This is a genomic window from Streptomyces sp. TG1A-60, assembly GCF_037201975.1.
Taxonomy (GTDB): domain Bacteria; phylum Actinomycetota; class Actinomycetes; order Streptomycetales; family Streptomycetaceae; genus Streptomyces.
The window spans coordinates 2,258,053-2,272,623 of the sequence record NZ_CP147520.1 but is presented as its reverse complement, the minus strand read 5'-3'; the positions used below and the strand labels follow the sequence as shown (position 1 = coordinate 2,272,623).

At 71.6% G+C, this 14,571-nt stretch carries 11 protein-coding genes and 3 pseudogenes; 4 read left to right on the top strand and 10 right to left on the bottom strand.

Annotated elements, in window-relative coordinates:
- Positions 1 to 50 precede the first annotated feature (50 nt).
- The 7 genes and pseudogenes from WBG99_RS09105 to WBG99_RS09075 all read right to left on the bottom strand — a co-directional run bounded on the left by WBG99_RS09105 (position 51) and on the right by WBG99_RS09075 (position 6,311).
- On the bottom strand, positions 51 to 734 hold the full coding sequence (locus WBG99_RS09105; RefSeq protein ID WP_338895847.1) for an LAETG motif-containing sortase-dependent surface protein: 684 nt from the start codon (positions 732 to 734) through the stop codon (positions 51 to 53).
- A 278-nt stretch (positions 735 to 1,012) separates the two neighbouring features.
- A pseudogene (locus WBG99_RS09100) lies at positions 1,013 to 1,552 on the bottom strand (Rossmann fold nucleotide-binding protein); the annotation flags it as partial.
- A gap of 58 nt (positions 1,553 to 1,610) precedes the next feature.
- Positions 1,611 to 2,018, bottom strand: coding sequence for a VOC family protein (locus tag WBG99_RS09095; RefSeq protein ID WP_338895846.1), 408 nt, complete (start codon positions 2,016 to 2,018; stop codon positions 1,611 to 1,613).
- Between the two features lie 122 nt (positions 2,019 to 2,140).
- On the bottom strand, positions 2,141 to 3,442 hold the full coding sequence (locus WBG99_RS09090; protein WP_338895845.1) for a hypothetical protein: 1,302 nt from the start codon (positions 3,440 to 3,442) through the stop codon (positions 2,141 to 2,143).
- On the bottom strand, positions 3,424 to 4,185 hold the full coding sequence (locus WBG99_RS09085) for an ATP-binding cassette domain-containing protein (protein WP_338895844.1): 762 nt from the start codon (positions 4,183 to 4,185) through the stop codon (positions 3,424 to 3,426). The genes WBG99_RS09090 and WBG99_RS09085 overlap by 19 nt, the downstream gene beginning before the upstream one ends.
- A 213-nt stretch (positions 4,186 to 4,398) precedes the next feature.
- On the bottom strand, positions 4,399 to 5,772 hold the full coding sequence (locus tag WBG99_RS09080; protein ID WP_338895843.1) for an aspartate aminotransferase family protein: 1,374 nt from the start codon (positions 5,770 to 5,772) through the stop codon (positions 4,399 to 4,401).
- Between the two features lie 2 nt (positions 5,773 to 5,774).
- Positions 5,775 to 6,311, bottom strand: coding sequence for an Lrp/AsnC family transcriptional regulator (locus WBG99_RS09075; protein ID WP_338895842.1), 537 nt, complete (start codon positions 6,309 to 6,311; stop codon positions 5,775 to 5,777).
- A 179-nt stretch (positions 6,312 to 6,490) separates the two neighbouring features.
- On the opposite strand from WBG99_RS09075, the gene WBG99_RS09070 reads away from it, so the two are divergent.
- Positions 6,491 to 7,927: a gamma-aminobutyraldehyde dehydrogenase gene (locus WBG99_RS09070; RefSeq protein ID WP_338895841.1), complete on the top strand. Its 1,437-nt coding sequence runs from the start codon at positions 6,491 to 6,493 to the stop codon at positions 7,925 to 7,927.
- A gap of 145 nt (positions 7,928 to 8,072) precedes the next feature.
- On the opposite strand, the pseudogene WBG99_RS09065 reads toward WBG99_RS09070, so the two are convergent.
- Positions 8,073 to 8,419: pseudogene (locus tag WBG99_RS09065) on the bottom strand (sugar phosphate isomerase/epimerase); the annotation flags it as partial.
- 216 nt (positions 8,420 to 8,635) lie between these two features.
- Between WBG99_RS09065 and WBG99_RS09060 the strand changes: the two are divergent.
- Both WBG99_RS09060 and WBG99_RS09055 read left to right on the top strand, forming a co-directional pair.
- Positions 8,636 to 9,298 carry a YceI family protein gene (locus tag WBG99_RS09060; RefSeq protein ID WP_338895840.1) on the top strand — a complete coding sequence of 221 codons (663 nt, stop codon included), beginning with the start codon at positions 8,636 to 8,638 and terminating at the stop codon, positions 9,296 to 9,298.
- A gap of 279 nt (positions 9,299 to 9,577) precedes the next feature.
- Positions 9,578 to 11,251 (top strand): sigma-70 family RNA polymerase sigma factor, encoded by a 1,674-nt coding sequence (locus WBG99_RS09055; RefSeq protein ID WP_338895839.1) that lies wholly within the window; start codon positions 9,578 to 9,580, stop codon positions 11,249 to 11,251.
- Here WBG99_RS09055 and WBG99_RS09050 read toward each other — a convergent pair.
- Entirely contained in the window at positions 11,196 to 11,945 is a 750-nt protein-coding gene (locus tag WBG99_RS09050) for a glycerophosphodiester phosphodiesterase (protein WP_338895838.1), read from the bottom strand. The two genes, WBG99_RS09055 and WBG99_RS09050, sit on opposite strands and share 56 nt — an antisense overlap.
- 70 nt (positions 11,946 to 12,015) lie before the next feature.
- Positions 12,016 to 13,231: pseudogene (locus tag WBG99_RS09045) on the bottom strand (adenosine deaminase).
- Between the two features lie 223 nt (positions 13,232 to 13,454).
- Here WBG99_RS09045 and WBG99_RS09040 point away from each other — a divergent pair.
- Positions 13,455 to 14,492 (top strand): DUF4190 domain-containing protein, encoded by a 1,038-nt coding sequence (locus WBG99_RS09040; RefSeq protein ID WP_338895837.1) that lies wholly within the window; start codon positions 13,455 to 13,457, stop codon positions 14,490 to 14,492.
- The last annotated feature ends 79 nt before the right edge of the window (positions 14,493 to 14,571 follow it).

Here is a 14,571-nt window from a genome sequence, read left to right as displayed (position 1 = left end):
TGGCCCGCACCCCTCACAGAGGGGTGCGGGCCACAGCCGTGTGCAACCGATCAGCGGGTGGAGGCTCCACGCCGCCGCGTGCTGTAGTACATGGCGCCGGCGCCGAGGGCGACCAGGGCCGCCGCGGCACCGGCTATCGGGCCGGTGCCGGCATCGGTGCCGGTCTCGGCGAGGTCGGAGCCGCCCTCGGCGGACGGGACGTTGTTGTTGCTGGTGCCCGCCGACGCGGTGTTCTTCGAGGTCGGCGGGGTGGGGGACTTCTCGGCCTCGGACGGTTCCTGCTGGGCGGGCTTCTCCGGGCTCTCGGCGGGGGCCGGCGGGGTGTCCGCCTCCTTCCCGCACGCCTCGGCGGGCGCGACCAGGTTCGGCGCGATGTCCTCGTCGACGTACTTGTCCGCCGTGACGTGGATGCGGTACTCGGCGTTCGGCTCCCAGTCCTCCTCGAAGGTGATGGTGACACCCTCGGCGGTGGAGTTCTCGATCGTCCGGCTGCCGACCTTGCGCAGGTCGGCCCCGTTGTTCTCCAGGTAGACCGTGATCTCGGCCTTGATGCCCAGCGGGTCCACGTCGGTGACGCGGATGACGCCCTTGTCACCGTCGCACTCGGCGACGGCGGAGAAGTCCTTGATGCTGCTGGCCATGGCGTTGCCCGCGGCGCCGAACACGAGTGCGGCGGATGCGACGGCAACACCGATACAACGCGAAGTCCGCGCGATACGGGGGGATATGGACACGTTTGCCCTTCACGGGAAGCGCAGGGAAGTTGGGGGGTGACGGGGGCGCCGCCGGAACAGCGGCTTCCCCATGTGCCTCACAGGTTTATAAGCGCGCGATAAGTACTGTCAATCCGAAGAAGCGTCCGAGCGGTTGGCTCTGTCCGGTGATGAACCGTCCGAATGTTTGAGCACCGGTCGGCAGCCTGCGGAATTCTCGCCCCCGGTCTCGTTCCCGGCTCAGTCCCCCAGCCGCGTCAGGGCCTCCGGGGCCTCCTCGATCCGCTCCACCAGGGCGATCCGGGCCGGGCGGCGCCCTCGTACGCCTCGGTGCCGCGGGGCCATCGCGTGGCCGTCCATCACCCCCACCACCCGTGTGCCGAGGAGGACTTCGCCGCGGGCGTCCGAGGCGGAGTCGTCGTGGACGGCGTGCAGCGTGGACGCGAAGACGTCCCGGTCGGCCTGGTCCGCTGGAACCGGGTGTACGAGCGGGCGTCGGGCGTCGCCTCGTAACCGCCGTCCGACAGGGACGCGAACAACTCGTCGGGGAGGGACAGCCGACCGCGGTAGGGGGCGAAGGGCAGACCCGGTACGGGCGGGAAGACCAGGGCGCCGTCCGCGCGGATCTTCGCCGCCGCCGCCTCGCGCATCGGGCAGCCGAGGAAGACGGCGCCCGCCGCGTCGGCGGTGAGGAGTTCGCGGGTACGGTCCGTCAGGTCGACGGCCTGCACCCGGAATCCGGAGAGGGCGCCACGGGCCGAGACGAGTTCGTCGAACTCCTCGATCGTCTCGATCTCGTGGTCGTCGTGGTGGGCCGCATGGGCGGGCACCGTCTGCACCCGCCCATGCTGGGCACGGTCCGCGCGACCGCTCGTACGGCGGCCGACGGGACGGGGCTCAGCCCTCGATCGCGGCCGGGTCCATCCACACGACCTCCCAGGTGTGGCCGTCGAGGTCGTCGAAGGCGCGGCCGTACATGAAGTCCATCTCCTGGACCTTCTCCGAGGCGGTGCCGCCGGCGGCGACCGCCTTGTCGACCAGCTCGTCCACCTGCGCGCGGCTCTCGGCGCTCAGAGCCAGCATCACCTCGCTGGTCTTCGTGGAGTCCGCGATCTCCTTGTTGGTGAAGGACGCGTAGAACGGCTTGGTGAGCAGCATTGCCACGATGGTCTCGCTGATCACGACCGAGGCCGCGTTCTCGTCGCTGAACTGGGGGTTGATCGAGTACCCGAGCTCCGTGAAGAACTTCTTCGAGGCGTCGAGGTCGTTCACGGGCAGGTTGACGAAGATCATCTGCTGGTACATGGCGAGGTCTCTCCCGTAGGTTGCGGTCCGTTCGCAGGGGTAGACCGGGGGCTCCCGCGGAACTTATCGGCGTTCGCGAATCTTTTTCGCACGAGTTTTCCGGCACCCTCGGGCAGGGGTGCTCAGGCGGTCGGCGGGAGCGCCGCCAGCTGGGCGACCGTCCAGGTCAGCGGGCCGAACACGGCGAGGAGGGCGCCCGCGCGGAGCAGCGCCGCCTGGCGGGGCAGCATGCCGGGTGCCCCCAGCCGCAACAGCGCGGCCGTGGTGTCGGCGTGTGCCCGCCGGGCCTCGACGGCGGCCGTGGCGAGGGTGAGCACGGCGCAGCCGGCCACCACGAACGTGCCCAGCAGGGTGAGCGGGCCGACCGTGGGACGCGCGCCGGAGGAGAGCGTCACCATGACGTACGCCCCGGAGGTCACCGCGCACACCACTCCGAGGGGGCGCCCGATGCGCCGGGCATCCTCTTGGAGCACGCGCCCGGCGAGGAGCCGCAGTGCGCCGGGGCGCACGGCCTGGAGCAGCCGTCCGGTGAGGTGGGTGAGACCGGGCCCGGCGAGGACCAGCCCGAGCGCGGTGAGCAGCCAGCCGCCGAGGACTCCGGCGGGGCTGTTCGCGAAGCCGCCGGGGAGTGTGACGCCGGAGCCGGCGTCGGGCTCTCCGGCGTACGTCGCGACGGCGAGGCCGATGGGGAGCATGGCGACGCCCCAGGGGAGGCCGCCGGGCGCGGGGCGTGGCGTCGGCGGTTCCGACAGCTCCCGTGGGCCTGTGGGGGCGGCGGCCTCCTGGTCCGGTTCCTCCTCGTCCGGTTCCTCCTCGTATCTCGTCGCACCCGCAGGGGACGCGGCCCACCGGCGGAGATCGAAGGTGTCGTACGCCGTGAAGCGGGTCCGGGGGCCGACGGGCCGGGCCCGGGTGCCCTTGGGGCGCAGGACGAGGGCGGTCGTCGCGGAGGCGACGGCCGGCACCACGGAGAGGAGGGTGAGGGCGGCCGGCAGGGGCAGGGGCCGTCCGGCGGCGAGGATGTCGGCGGCGGCGCCGTCGAACGGCATGCCCGTGAGGTCGCCGCGCAGGTGGAGGAAGAAGAGCAGCGCGAGGAGCGAGCCGAGGACGGTGGACAGGGCCGTCGTGACCGCCGAGATGACCACCAGCCGGCCGGGGCCGAGGCCGATCGCGGACAGGCCGGGACGCGGCCGGGTGCCCGGGTCGGTGCGGGCCACCGTCACCGCGAAGTACACGGTGGCGGCGGCGGGCGCGACGCACCAGGCCAGCCGGAGCACCGAACCGGCCGGGGCGTGCGGATGGGCCAGGGCGTGGCCGAGGGCACAGAGCAGCAGGAAGCCGGTGCCGCCGGTGGCGGCGGTGACCAGGAGGCGGCGGAGCTGGACGACGGGGTGGGCCCGGCGGGCTAGGCGGAGAGCGAGCACGCGGCGCGGCCTCCTCCCGCGGGGGCTGCCCGGCCTTCCCCCGCGGCGGCGGAGGGCAGACGGACCGTCTTCACGCACCGCCCGTCGAGCAGGGACACCGCGCGGTCCGCGAGGGACGCGGTCGCGGTGTCGTGGGTGGCGAGGACGACCGTGATGTCGTGCGAGCGGGCCGCCGCGGTGAGGGTGCGCAGTACATGGGTGTGGTCGGCCCGGTGCAGCGGGGCGGTCGGTTCGTCCGCGAAGAGCACGGTGGGGGCGGCGGCCAGGGCGCGGGCGACGACCACCCGCTGGCGCTCGGACTGGAGCAGGGCGTGCGGGCGCTTGCGGGCCGCGTCGCGGATGTCGAGGCGCTCCAGCCACTCCAGGGCGGCGGCCTTGGCGGCCCGGCGGCCGGTGCCGCGGAGCATCAGCGGCAGCGCGGTGTTCTCCCAGGCGTTCAGCTCGGGCACGAGGACCGGCTCGGGGTCGATCCAGCCGAAGCGGTCGCGGCGCAGCCGTTCCCGGGCGAGCGGGCCCATGGTGTGCACGGGAATGCTGTTGAACCACACCGCGCCCTGCTGGGGCCGCAGTTGTCCGGACAGGCACCGCAGGAGGGTGGTCTTGCCGCTGCCGCGCGGGCCGGTGACGGCGAGGATCTCGCCCTCGCGGACGCCCATCGACACGCCTTGCAGGGCGGGCGAGCCGTCGTGCGCGTAGGTCAGACCACGTGCCCAGAGCACGTCGTTGTCCGGCGGGGCCACCATGGGCGTACACCTCGGTTCGGATCAGGATTGCCGGGGGAGTCCCCCGTCCGGGGGAACGAAGGCAGGGCCGATCGGTTACAGGGGCACGCTAGGGAGTCGGGGCGGCCGGGGCCGGACAGCACACGGCCCGGGACGCCCCCATCTCACTCGGATGGGCGCGTCCCGGGCCGGATCGCGCGGGTGCCGGGGTGTTCCGGCGTGACCGCCGGAGGGTTACAGCAGGGTCCACGCCTCCGTCAGGGTCGCGCGCAGGATCTGCTCGATCTCGTCGAAGGCCGACTGGTCGGAGATCAGCGGCGGGGCGAGCTGGACGACCGGGTCGCCCCGGTCGTCGGCACGGCAGTACAGGCCGTTCTCGAACAGCTTCTTCGACAGGAAGCCGTAGAGGATCCGCTCGGTCTCCTCGTCGTCGAAGCTCTCCTTCGTCGCCTTGTCCTTGACCAGCTCGATTCCGTAGAAGTAGCCGTTGCCTCGGACGTCGCCGACGATCGGCAGGTCGTACAGCTTCTCCAGCGTCGACCGGAACGCGCCCTCGTTGTCGAGGACGTGCTGGTTGAGGCCCTCGCGCTCGAACAGTTCGAGGTTGGCGAGGCCGACGGCCGCGGAGACCGGGTGGCCGCCGAAGGTGTAGCCGTGCAGGAAGGTGTTGTCGCCCTTGTAGAAGGGCTCGGCTATGCGGTCCGAGACGACGCAGGCGCCTATCGGGGAGTAGCCCGAGGTCATGCCCTTGGCGCAGGTGATCATGTCCGGGACGTAGCCGAACTTGTCGCAGGCGAACATCGTGCCGAGCCGGCCGAAGGCGCAGATGACCTCGTCCGACACCAGCAGTACGTCGTACTGGTCGCAGATCTCCCGGACCCGCTGGAAGTAGCCGGGCGGGGGCGGGAAGCAGCCGCCGGCGTTCTGCACCGGCTCCAGGAAGACCGCCGCGACCGTCTCCGGGCCTTCGAAGAGGATCTGTTGCTCGATCTGGTCGGCGGCCCAGCGGCCGAAGGCCTCCGGGTCGTCGCCGAAGAGCGGGGCCCGGTAGATGTTGGTGTTCGGGACCTTGTGCGCGCCCGGCACCAGCGGTTCGAAGGGGGCCTTCAGGGCCGGCAGGCCGGTGATGGACAGGGCGCCCTGCGGGGTGCCGTGGTAGGCCACGGCACGCGAGATGACCTTGTACTTGGTCGGCTTGCCCTGGAGCTTGAAGTACTGCTTGGCGAGCTTCCAGGCGGTCTCGACCGCCTCGCCGCCGCCGGTGGTGAAGAAGACCTTGTTCAGATCGCCCGGAGCGTAGGAGGCGATACGTTCCGCCAGTTCGACGGCCTTCGGGTGGGCGTAGGACCACACCGGGAAGAAGGCCAGCTCCTGCGCCTGCTTGAACGCCGTCTCCGCGAGCTCGGTGCGGCCGTGGCCCGCCTGGACCACGAACAGTCCCGCGAGACCGTCGAGGTACCGCTTGCCCCGGTCGTCGTAGACGTACGTGCCCTCGCCCCGGACGATGGTGGGGACCGGGGCCTTCTCGTACGTGGACATGCGGGTGAAGTGCATCCACAGGTGGTCGTACGCGGTCCTGCTGAGGTCCTTGGAAGTGTCGTCGCTCACGGCTATCGGGTTCCCCACATGTAGGTCTGCTTCTTGAGCTTGAGGTAGACGAAGCTCTCGGTGGACCGCACGCCGGGCAGGGTCCGGATGCGTTTGTTGATGACCTCCAGGAGGTGGTCGTCGTCCTCGCAGACGATCTCCACCATGAGGTCGAAGGAGCCGGCGGTGATCACGATGTACTCGACCTCCGCCATGGCCGTCAGCGCGTCCGCCACGGGATCCAGGTCGCCGTCGACGTTGACGCCGAGCATCGCCTGCCGACGGAAGCCCACGGTGAGCGGGTCGGTGACGGCGACGATCTGCATCACGCCCTGGTCGAGCAGCTTCTGGACACGCTGGCGCACGGCCGCCTCGGACAGGCCGACGGCCTTGCCGATCGCGGCGTACGGCCGGCGTCCGTCCTCCTGGAGCTGCTCGACGATGGCGAGGGAGACGGCGTCCAGCTGCGGTGTGCCGCTCCTGGGCTCCTTGGAGTCCTTCCCGGCTTCCCTGGAGTCTCTCTGGTCTGCGTTTCGACTGGCCACGACCTCACTGTGCACGAGGTATCGACAGTTCCGCAAGGCAGGATCGATGAAATTCGTTGTCTATGGGCGTCAACCTTGCGGATTTCGCAGAAGTCGAGGTGTCGGGGTTGTTGAAAACGCGAGGCGGCGGATTAGGGTGGTGTCTCAAGGGATGGACACCCCAGCCCCGGACACCCACAACTGGAGGGCCGGCAGTGAGCACCGAGCTGCGTCGTCTGCGTAACTACATCGACGGGGAATTCCGTGACGCCGTCGACGGACGGACCACCGAGGTGGTCAACCCCGCGACCGGCGAGGCCTACGCGACCGCGCCGCTGTCCGGGCAGGCCGACGTCGACGCGGCGATGGCCGCCGCCGAGGCCGCCTTCCCGGCCTGGCGGGACACGACCCCCGCCGAGCGCCAGAAGGCCCTGCTGAAGATCGCCGACGCGTTCGAGGAGCGGGCCGAGGAGCTCATCGCGGCGGAGGTGGAGAACACGGGCAAGCCGATCGGCCTGACCCGCTCCGAGGAGATCCCGCCCATGGTCGACCAGATCCGATTCTTCGCGGGCGCCGCGCGGATGCTGGAGGGCCGCTCGGCCGGCGAGTACATGGAGGGCATGACCTCCATCGTCCGCCGTGAGCCGGTCGGTGTCTGCGCACAGGTCGCGCCGTGGAACTACCCGATGATGATGGCCGTGTGGAAGTTCGCGCCGGCGATCGCCGCGGGCAACACGGTCGTACTGAAGCCGTCGGACACCACCCCGGCGTCGACCGTCCTGATCGCCGAGATCATCGGTGCGATCCTGCCGAGGGGCGTCTTCAACGTGATCACGGGCGACCGTGACACCGGGCGTCTGATGGTCGAGCACCCGGTCCCGGCGATGGCCTCCATCACCGGTTCCGTGCGCGCGGGCATGTCCGTCGCCGAGACCGCGTCCAAGGACCTCAAGCGCGTCCACCTGGAGCTGGGCGGCAAGGCGCCGGTCGTCGTCTTCGGCGACACCGACATCGCCAAGGCCGTCGAGGACATCTCGGTGGCGGGCTTCTTCAACGCCGGGCAGGACTGCACGGCCGCGACCCGCGTCCTCGTCCAGGAGTCCGTCCACGACGAGTTCGTGGCCGCGCTGGCGAAGGCCGCCGCAGAGACGAAGACCGGGCAGCCGGACGACGAGGACGTGCTGTACGGGCCGCTCAACAACCCCCACCAGCTCAAGCAGGTCGCCGGGTTCATCGAGCGGCTGCCGGCCCATGCCAAGGTCGAGTCCGGCGGTCACCAGGTCGGCGAGAAGGGGTACTTCTACGCGCCGACCGTCGTCTCCGGGCTGAAGCAGGACGACGAGATCATCCAGAAGGAGGTCTTCGGACCGGTCATCACCGTGCAGTCCTTCGCGGACGAGGGACAGGCCGTCGAGTGGGCGAACGGCGTGGAGTACGCCCTCGCCTCGTCGGTGTGGACGAAGGACCACGGGCGGGCGATGCGGATGTCGAAGGCGCTGGACTTCGGGTGCGTGTGGATCAACACGCACATTCCACTGGTCGCGGAGATGCCGCACGGGGGGTTCAAGAAGTCCGGGTACGGCAAGGACCTGTCGGGCTACGGGTTCGACGACTACACGCGGATCAAGCACGTGATGACGTCGCTGGACTGAGGGTTCGCCGGCGGCTGTGGCTGCGGCCGGCTGGGGCCGCGGGCGGACTGCGGTTGTCCGTACGGCTCCCCGCGTCGCTGGAGGCCTTCGGCCCCAGGAGCGCGGGGAGTTCGTTCGTGGCCGGGTCGCACACCGGGCCGCCCTGTCAGGCGAACTCCTTGGTGATGCGGTTCAGCAGGAAGGACAGGAAGGACAGGGAGGCGGGAAATTCGCGGGCGCGTTCCTCCCGGGCGAAGCCGCGTGCGGTGGCGACGCCGTCGAAGTCCAGCTCGCGGAGCGTGCCGAAGAAGGCGTACCGGTCGACCTCGCCCCGGCCGAGGTCGAGGTGCTGGTGGACGCGGGGCGGCGGTGCCGGGCGGGTTGAGGATGTGGCGTGCGCGGCGCAGCAGAGGGAGTTCACCCAGGGCCTGTCGATCGCGCGGACCAGGCCGACCGCGGGAGTGTTCTCCTCGCGGAAGCCGTCCCCGGGCGGGTCTCCGGGTTCACAGCGATGGACCGGCGCGGCGCCGTGGACCCACTGATCGCACGGGTCGAATTCCGGCCGTCCGGTGGCGACTTCAGGCGGACAATACGTGGCGGCGCTGTGGAGATCGTGCGAGTGCCTGCCGCTCGGTGCCGCTTTATCGGCCTTTCGGTGCCGATACGGACCCGACGGGTCCGTCACCGAAGGGTTGCGGCGGATTCCGTCGTGACGTAGTTACGTGAATCATGAACCTGTTCAACCGTGCTGCGTCCTCACTACGCCGCCCGGCACCCCCCACAGCCACCCAACTCCCCCACGAGTCAGCGGCTTTCGCTCCCACCGACCCGTCCGATCCCGCCCTGGCGACACTGACCGGAGAGTGGGTGATCGACGCGGCGCACAGCCGTATCGGCTTCTCCGTCCGCCACGCCCTGGTGACGACAGTGCGCGGGGCGTTCACGGAGTACCAGAGCCGACTGTACTTCGACGGCCGTGATCCGACGCGCTCGCGGGCCGAGATCGTCATGTCCACCGCGTCCGTCGACACCGGTGTGCAACAGCGCGACGCCCATCTGACGGGCCGCGACTTCCTGGACGCCGCGAACTTTCCACGGATGCGTTTCGTCAGTACGGCGGTGCGTCCGGTGGACAGTGACGTCTATCGCATGTCCGGCGAACTCACCATCAAGAGCATCACCCGTCCCGTCGATCTGGAACTCACCTACATAGGACACGTCATGGACCCGTTCGGATACGAGCGGGTCGGTTTCGACGGCACCACCACCATCAACCGTTCCGAATGGGGTCTCACGTACGACCAGCGCCTGGCGGAGGGCGGTGCCATGGTGAGCGAGAAGGTGCGCCTGCAGTTCGACATCGCCGCGATCCGCTATCTCCCCGGCGGCTGACAGCCCCTCGACCTCCCGTTGGGGCCCACCCCGTCCGGTGGGCCCCACTCACTTCTGACGCCCCGGGCGGCGGCCGTACGGGCCGGGTGGAAAAACTGTTATCCCGGGCGCCCTCACCGCGTCTCCCCGGGTATCCCCTGTTTCCCCACGTACAGGAGTGAGCCGTATGGGCAGTGTGATCTCCGCCTCGGAGGTTCCCCACGTCACAGGGTTGGCTGAGAAGGTACGGATCACAGCCGAGTGAACAGGGTGAGACCAGCAGGACCGGAAGGAACGTACGTGGACGGGCGGCAGTGGCGCTCCACCATCGCGGCCGCGCAGGCAGGGGACAGGCGCGCTCTCGACGAGCTGGTCGAGGGGTGGCTGCCGCTCGTCTACAACATCGTGGGCCGGGCCCTCAACGGCCACGCCGACGTCGACGACGTCGTGCAGGAGACCATGCTGCGTGCCGTCGACAACCTCGACACGCTGCGTGATCCGGACAGCTTCCGCTCCTGGCTGGTCGCGATCGCGATGCGGCAGATACGGGACCGGGCGCGTCGGCGCACCGCCGACCAGCTTGACGACAGCGACGCCCACGGTGCCACCGACTTCGCCGAACTGACCGTGCTGCGGCTCCAGCTGGAGGGTCAGCGACGTGAGGTCGCGGAGGCGGTCCGCTGGCTCGACGACGAGGACCGGCAACTGCTGTCGCTGTGGTGGCTGGAGGTGGCGGGTGAACTTACCCGCCGCGAACTCGCCGCCGCCGTCGGCATCAGCCGGCAGCACGCCGCCGTCCGCGTGCAGCGGATGAAGGCCCGCCTCGAAACCGCGCGCCGCATCGTCCGCGCCCTCGACTCCTCCTGTGCCGAGCTGGGCCGGGTCACCGTCCGCTGGAGCGGCCGGCCCGACTCGGTGTGGCGCAAGCGCATCGCCCGGCACATCCGCGGCTGCGCCCGGTGCGCCGACGACGGCCCCGGCCAGGTCGTCGTCCCCGCCGAACGCCTCCTCGTCGGGCTCGCCCTGGTCCCCGTGCCCGTCGGCTTCACCCTGTCACTGGCGTTCGGCGGGAAGACCGCCGTGGCCGCGACCGCCGCCACCGCCTCGGTGGGCTGGTCCGCCAAGGTGCTCGGCGCCCTCACCAAGCCCGCCGTCGCGGTGACGGCGGGCGCGACGATCGCCGCCGGTGGCGCGTACGTCGTGACGCAGCCCCCGGACGACCGGCCCTCGCAGGCCGCGCCCACCGCGCTCAGTACGGCCCGCGCGCCCGCCGCCCCGGTGCCTCGGTCCGCGTCGCCCTCGTCCGCACCGTCCCCTTCCGCCACCCCTTCGCCGACGGCGAAGACGGATCTGTACGGCACCGTGGTCGACACCGTGGACGAGGCGCCGGCTCCAAGGACTCCGCCCGCCGCCCTCCCGCGCCGACCCGAGACCGGCCTCACCAGCAGCGGCGGCACGAGGGCCACGATGAACCACCGCGGCGACCACGTGACCCTCACCGGCGAGGGCTACGTCCTGGTCCGCTGGCAGATCGCGCCCCAGTACCGGGCGGGCGCCCTGGTCATGCCGTCCTGGACCGGTCTGAAGGGCAGGCTCTTCCACGTGGCCTCGGGCGGCGGCCGGCGCATGGACGACCCGATGTCCGCCGACGGCAAAACCTCCGGCATGGGTGGCCCCGACACCGGATACACAGTCCTGCCCGAAGGCACCCAGCAGATGTGGCAGAACGAGTACTTCTACCTCGACGGCACGGTCACCCTCACCCAGAACGAACGCGGCGCCGACTACAACCTCACGGTCGCCCCCGCCACCTGGGACACCGTCACCGAGGACGTCAACCACGGCCCCGACCAGGGCGCCGTCCGCTACGGCCTCGTCCGTGACAACGGCAAGGACACGGCACCGGTCCCGCAGTACGTCACCCGAAACGAGCCGGAGGACGCGGCGACGGTGGCGCAGCGGTCCGAGGTGTAGGGGTCGGGCCCTGGCCGTCTCGCAGGAGGCACAGCGCGTCGATCCGGTTCGTGGTGATCGAGTCGACGCCCAGGTCCATCAGGCGTCGCATGGAGCGGCGGGTGTCGGGGGTCCAGACGGAGAGAAGACAGCCGTCGCGGTGGACGCGGTCCGCGAGGGCACGGGTGACCAGGCCGAAGCGGTAGTTGAGCCAGCGGGGGCGGATGGCGTCGAGGAGGGCGGGGCGCGGTGGGGCGAGGGTCTTCCAGGTGAGGGCGATCTCGGCGGTGGGGGCGGCCTCCCGCACGGCGAGCACGGTCGCCGGGTCGGCGCTGTAGTAGACCCGGTCCTCTGCCTCGTACTCCCGTACGACGTCCAGCACCTGCCGCACCGCCCGGGGGCCGTCCGCCCCCGGCAGGTCGACCATGATCCGGCTGTCGTCGGTGGCGAGCAGCGCGTCGGCCAGCGTCGGCACCCCGTCGGCCGTCAGCCCGCGCAGCTCCGCGGCGGAGAGCGCGGCCAGCGGCCGGTCCAGCTCCCAGAGCCGGTTCAGCGTCGGGTCGTGGAGCAGGACGGGGACGCCGTCACGGGTCGTCCGTACGTCGAACTCGACGGCGTCCGCGCCGAGTTCGAGCGCGGCCCGCAGGGAGCCGAGGGTGTTCTCCCGGTGGTGGTAGGGGGCGCCGCGATGAGCCACGGTGGTGACGGTGCGCATGGGGTTCCTTGTGGATCTGGTGTCCGATGCGGAGTCGACGGGGGGCTGGGGCGGTGGGATCGCGGTCGGGTCAGGGGGTGAGCCAGGCCGACGTGTAGGTGTCGATCTCGGCGGACAGACGGGCCTTGCCGGGCTCGTCGAGGAAGGACGCCTCCACCGCGTTCTTCGCGAGGGCGGCCAGCCCCTGCTCGTCGAGGTCGAGGAGACGCGCGGCGACCGCGTACTCGGTGTTGAGGTCGGTGCCGAACATCGGCGGGTCGTCGGAGTTGACGGTCACGAGGACCCCGGCCTCCACGAACTCCTTGAGGGGATGCTCGTCGAGGGTGCGGACCGCGCGTGTGGCGATGTTCGAGGTCGGACAGACCTCCAGGGCGATCCGGTGCTCGGCCAGGTGCGCGAGGAGCTTCGGGTCGCGGGCCGCGCTCGTGCCGTGCCCGATGCGCTCCGCCCGCAGGGCGTGCAGGGCGTCCCACACCGTCTCGGGGCCGGTGGTCTCGCCGGCGTGCGGAACGGAGTGCAGCCCGGCCGCGATCGCACGGTCGAAGTACGGCTTGAACTGCGGCCTGGCCACGCCGACCTCGGGCCCGCCGAGCCCGAACGACACCAGCCCCTCCGGCCGCAGCCGGTCGTCGGTGGCGAGCCGGACCGTCTCCTCGGCGGAGGCCGGCCCCGCCTCGCCGGGGATGTCGAAGCACCAGCGCAGTACGGTCCCGAACTCGGCCTCCGCCGCCTTCCGCGCGTCCTCGATCGCCTCCATGAAGGCCACCTCGTCGACCCCGCGTCGGGTCGAGGAGTACGGCGTGATGGTCAGCTCGGCGTACCGCACCTGTTGCCGGGCCATGTCCCGCGCCACCTCGAACGTCAGCAGCCGGACGTCCTCCGGTGTGCGGATCAGGTCGACGACGGACAGATACACCTGGATGAAGTGGGCGAAGTCCGTGAACGTGAAGTAGTCCACGAGCGACTCGGGGTCCGTCGGCACCTGGGAGTCGGGGTGGCGTGCGGCCAGCTCCGAGACGATACGGGGGGAGGCGGAGCCGACGTGGTGCACATGCAGTTCGGCCTTCGGCAGGCCGGCGATGAAGGAGCGCAGGTCTCGGGTGCCGGAGCGGCCGGGGTCGGACATGCCGGGAACGTCGGGGGTGACGGGCACGCCCTGCGTGGTGCGGTGGTCGGTCAAGGTTCCTCCCCGGGAACGGCGCCCGCCCCGGACCGTGGCCTCGTCGGGGGACGCGGGTGATCGGCTGATCGATGACTCGGGGATCATCGTAGGCGGCGGTCCGCACGCCACACCCCGGGCCTTAGCATGACCGAACGTACAGCTGGGTGCTGTACGGCGGGAAGCGCGACGCAGAGCGGCACGGAACGCTACAGGGGGATCCACGTATGTCGTCCGACGAGGCACCGACTCCGAAAACACCGGCCGGCCCGCAGCCGGACCCCCGGGCATCCCCGCAGGACCGCGTCCCGCCCCCGCCGGCCGCAGCCGACAGCGTTCCCCCGCCGACCATGGCCGACGGTGTCCCCCTGCCGACCGACCGGGACGCCGCCCCGCAGCCCGGGGACGCGGTGCCGGCGCGGCAGAAGGTCCCGCTGGACAAGCCGGCCGCGTCCCCGGGGCCGGACGGCGGGTCCACCGGTTCCGGCGTGCCCGCTGACGGTTCCGCCGATGCGCCTGCGTCCGCCGATTCCGCAGGGCTCTCCGCCCCCGCCGGCTCCGCCGCCCCGGCCGCACACGACCCGTGGGCCGCGCCGACCGGTACCGCGGCACCGAGCCCCACCCCGGCCGCCCCGCCCTCGGTGCACGACCAGGTGACGGTCACGTCCCTGCCGGGCGTCGACGTGAGCACCCCCGCGCCGCACGGCACGGGTGCGCCGACGCCTCCCCCGGCCACCACCCCGCAGCCGTGGGCCGGCCCCAGCGCGTTCGCACCCCCGGGCGGCCCACGGCCCGCCATGTCGTCCGCCCCCACCCCGAACCCGTTCGCCGCCCCCGCGCCCGAGGCCTCCTTCCCGCCGCCCGGAGCCGGCGCCACCGGCGCGCCCGTCCCGCCCCCGCCGATCAGCCCCGAGGGCCCTGGGCACATCCCGTACGGCTACCCCCAGTACTCCGGGTATCCGGGGTACCCGGGCGGGCACGTCCACCCCGGCGTCGGCTATCCCGCCCCCGCCCATGCCTGGCCCGTGATGGCGCCGCCGCCGAGCAACGGGATGGGCATCGCGGCGATGGTGCTCGGGATCTGCGCCGCCGCGCTGTTCTGCCTGTGGCCGCTGGCGATTCCGCTCGGGGTCACGGCCGTGATCTTCGGGTTCGTGGGCCGGGCCAAGGTGCGCCGGGGCGAGGCGACGAACCCGGGGCACGCGCTGGCCGGGATCATCTGCGGAGCGGTCGGCATCCTGGTCGGCGTCGGCTTCCTCGTCCTCATCATCGTGGCGCCCGGCGGTGGCGGCCACGACTCGGACCCCGACCCCTTCTACGACGGCTACTCCACCTCGCTGTCCCTGGTGCTGCCGACCGAAGGCAGCACCCCGGCGGCCCTGACCTGACCGCCGGTCCGCCGTGGCCCGGCCGTGCAGCCGCGACCACCGCCTCCCGCAGCCCGACGACGCGCGGCCCCCGAACGCC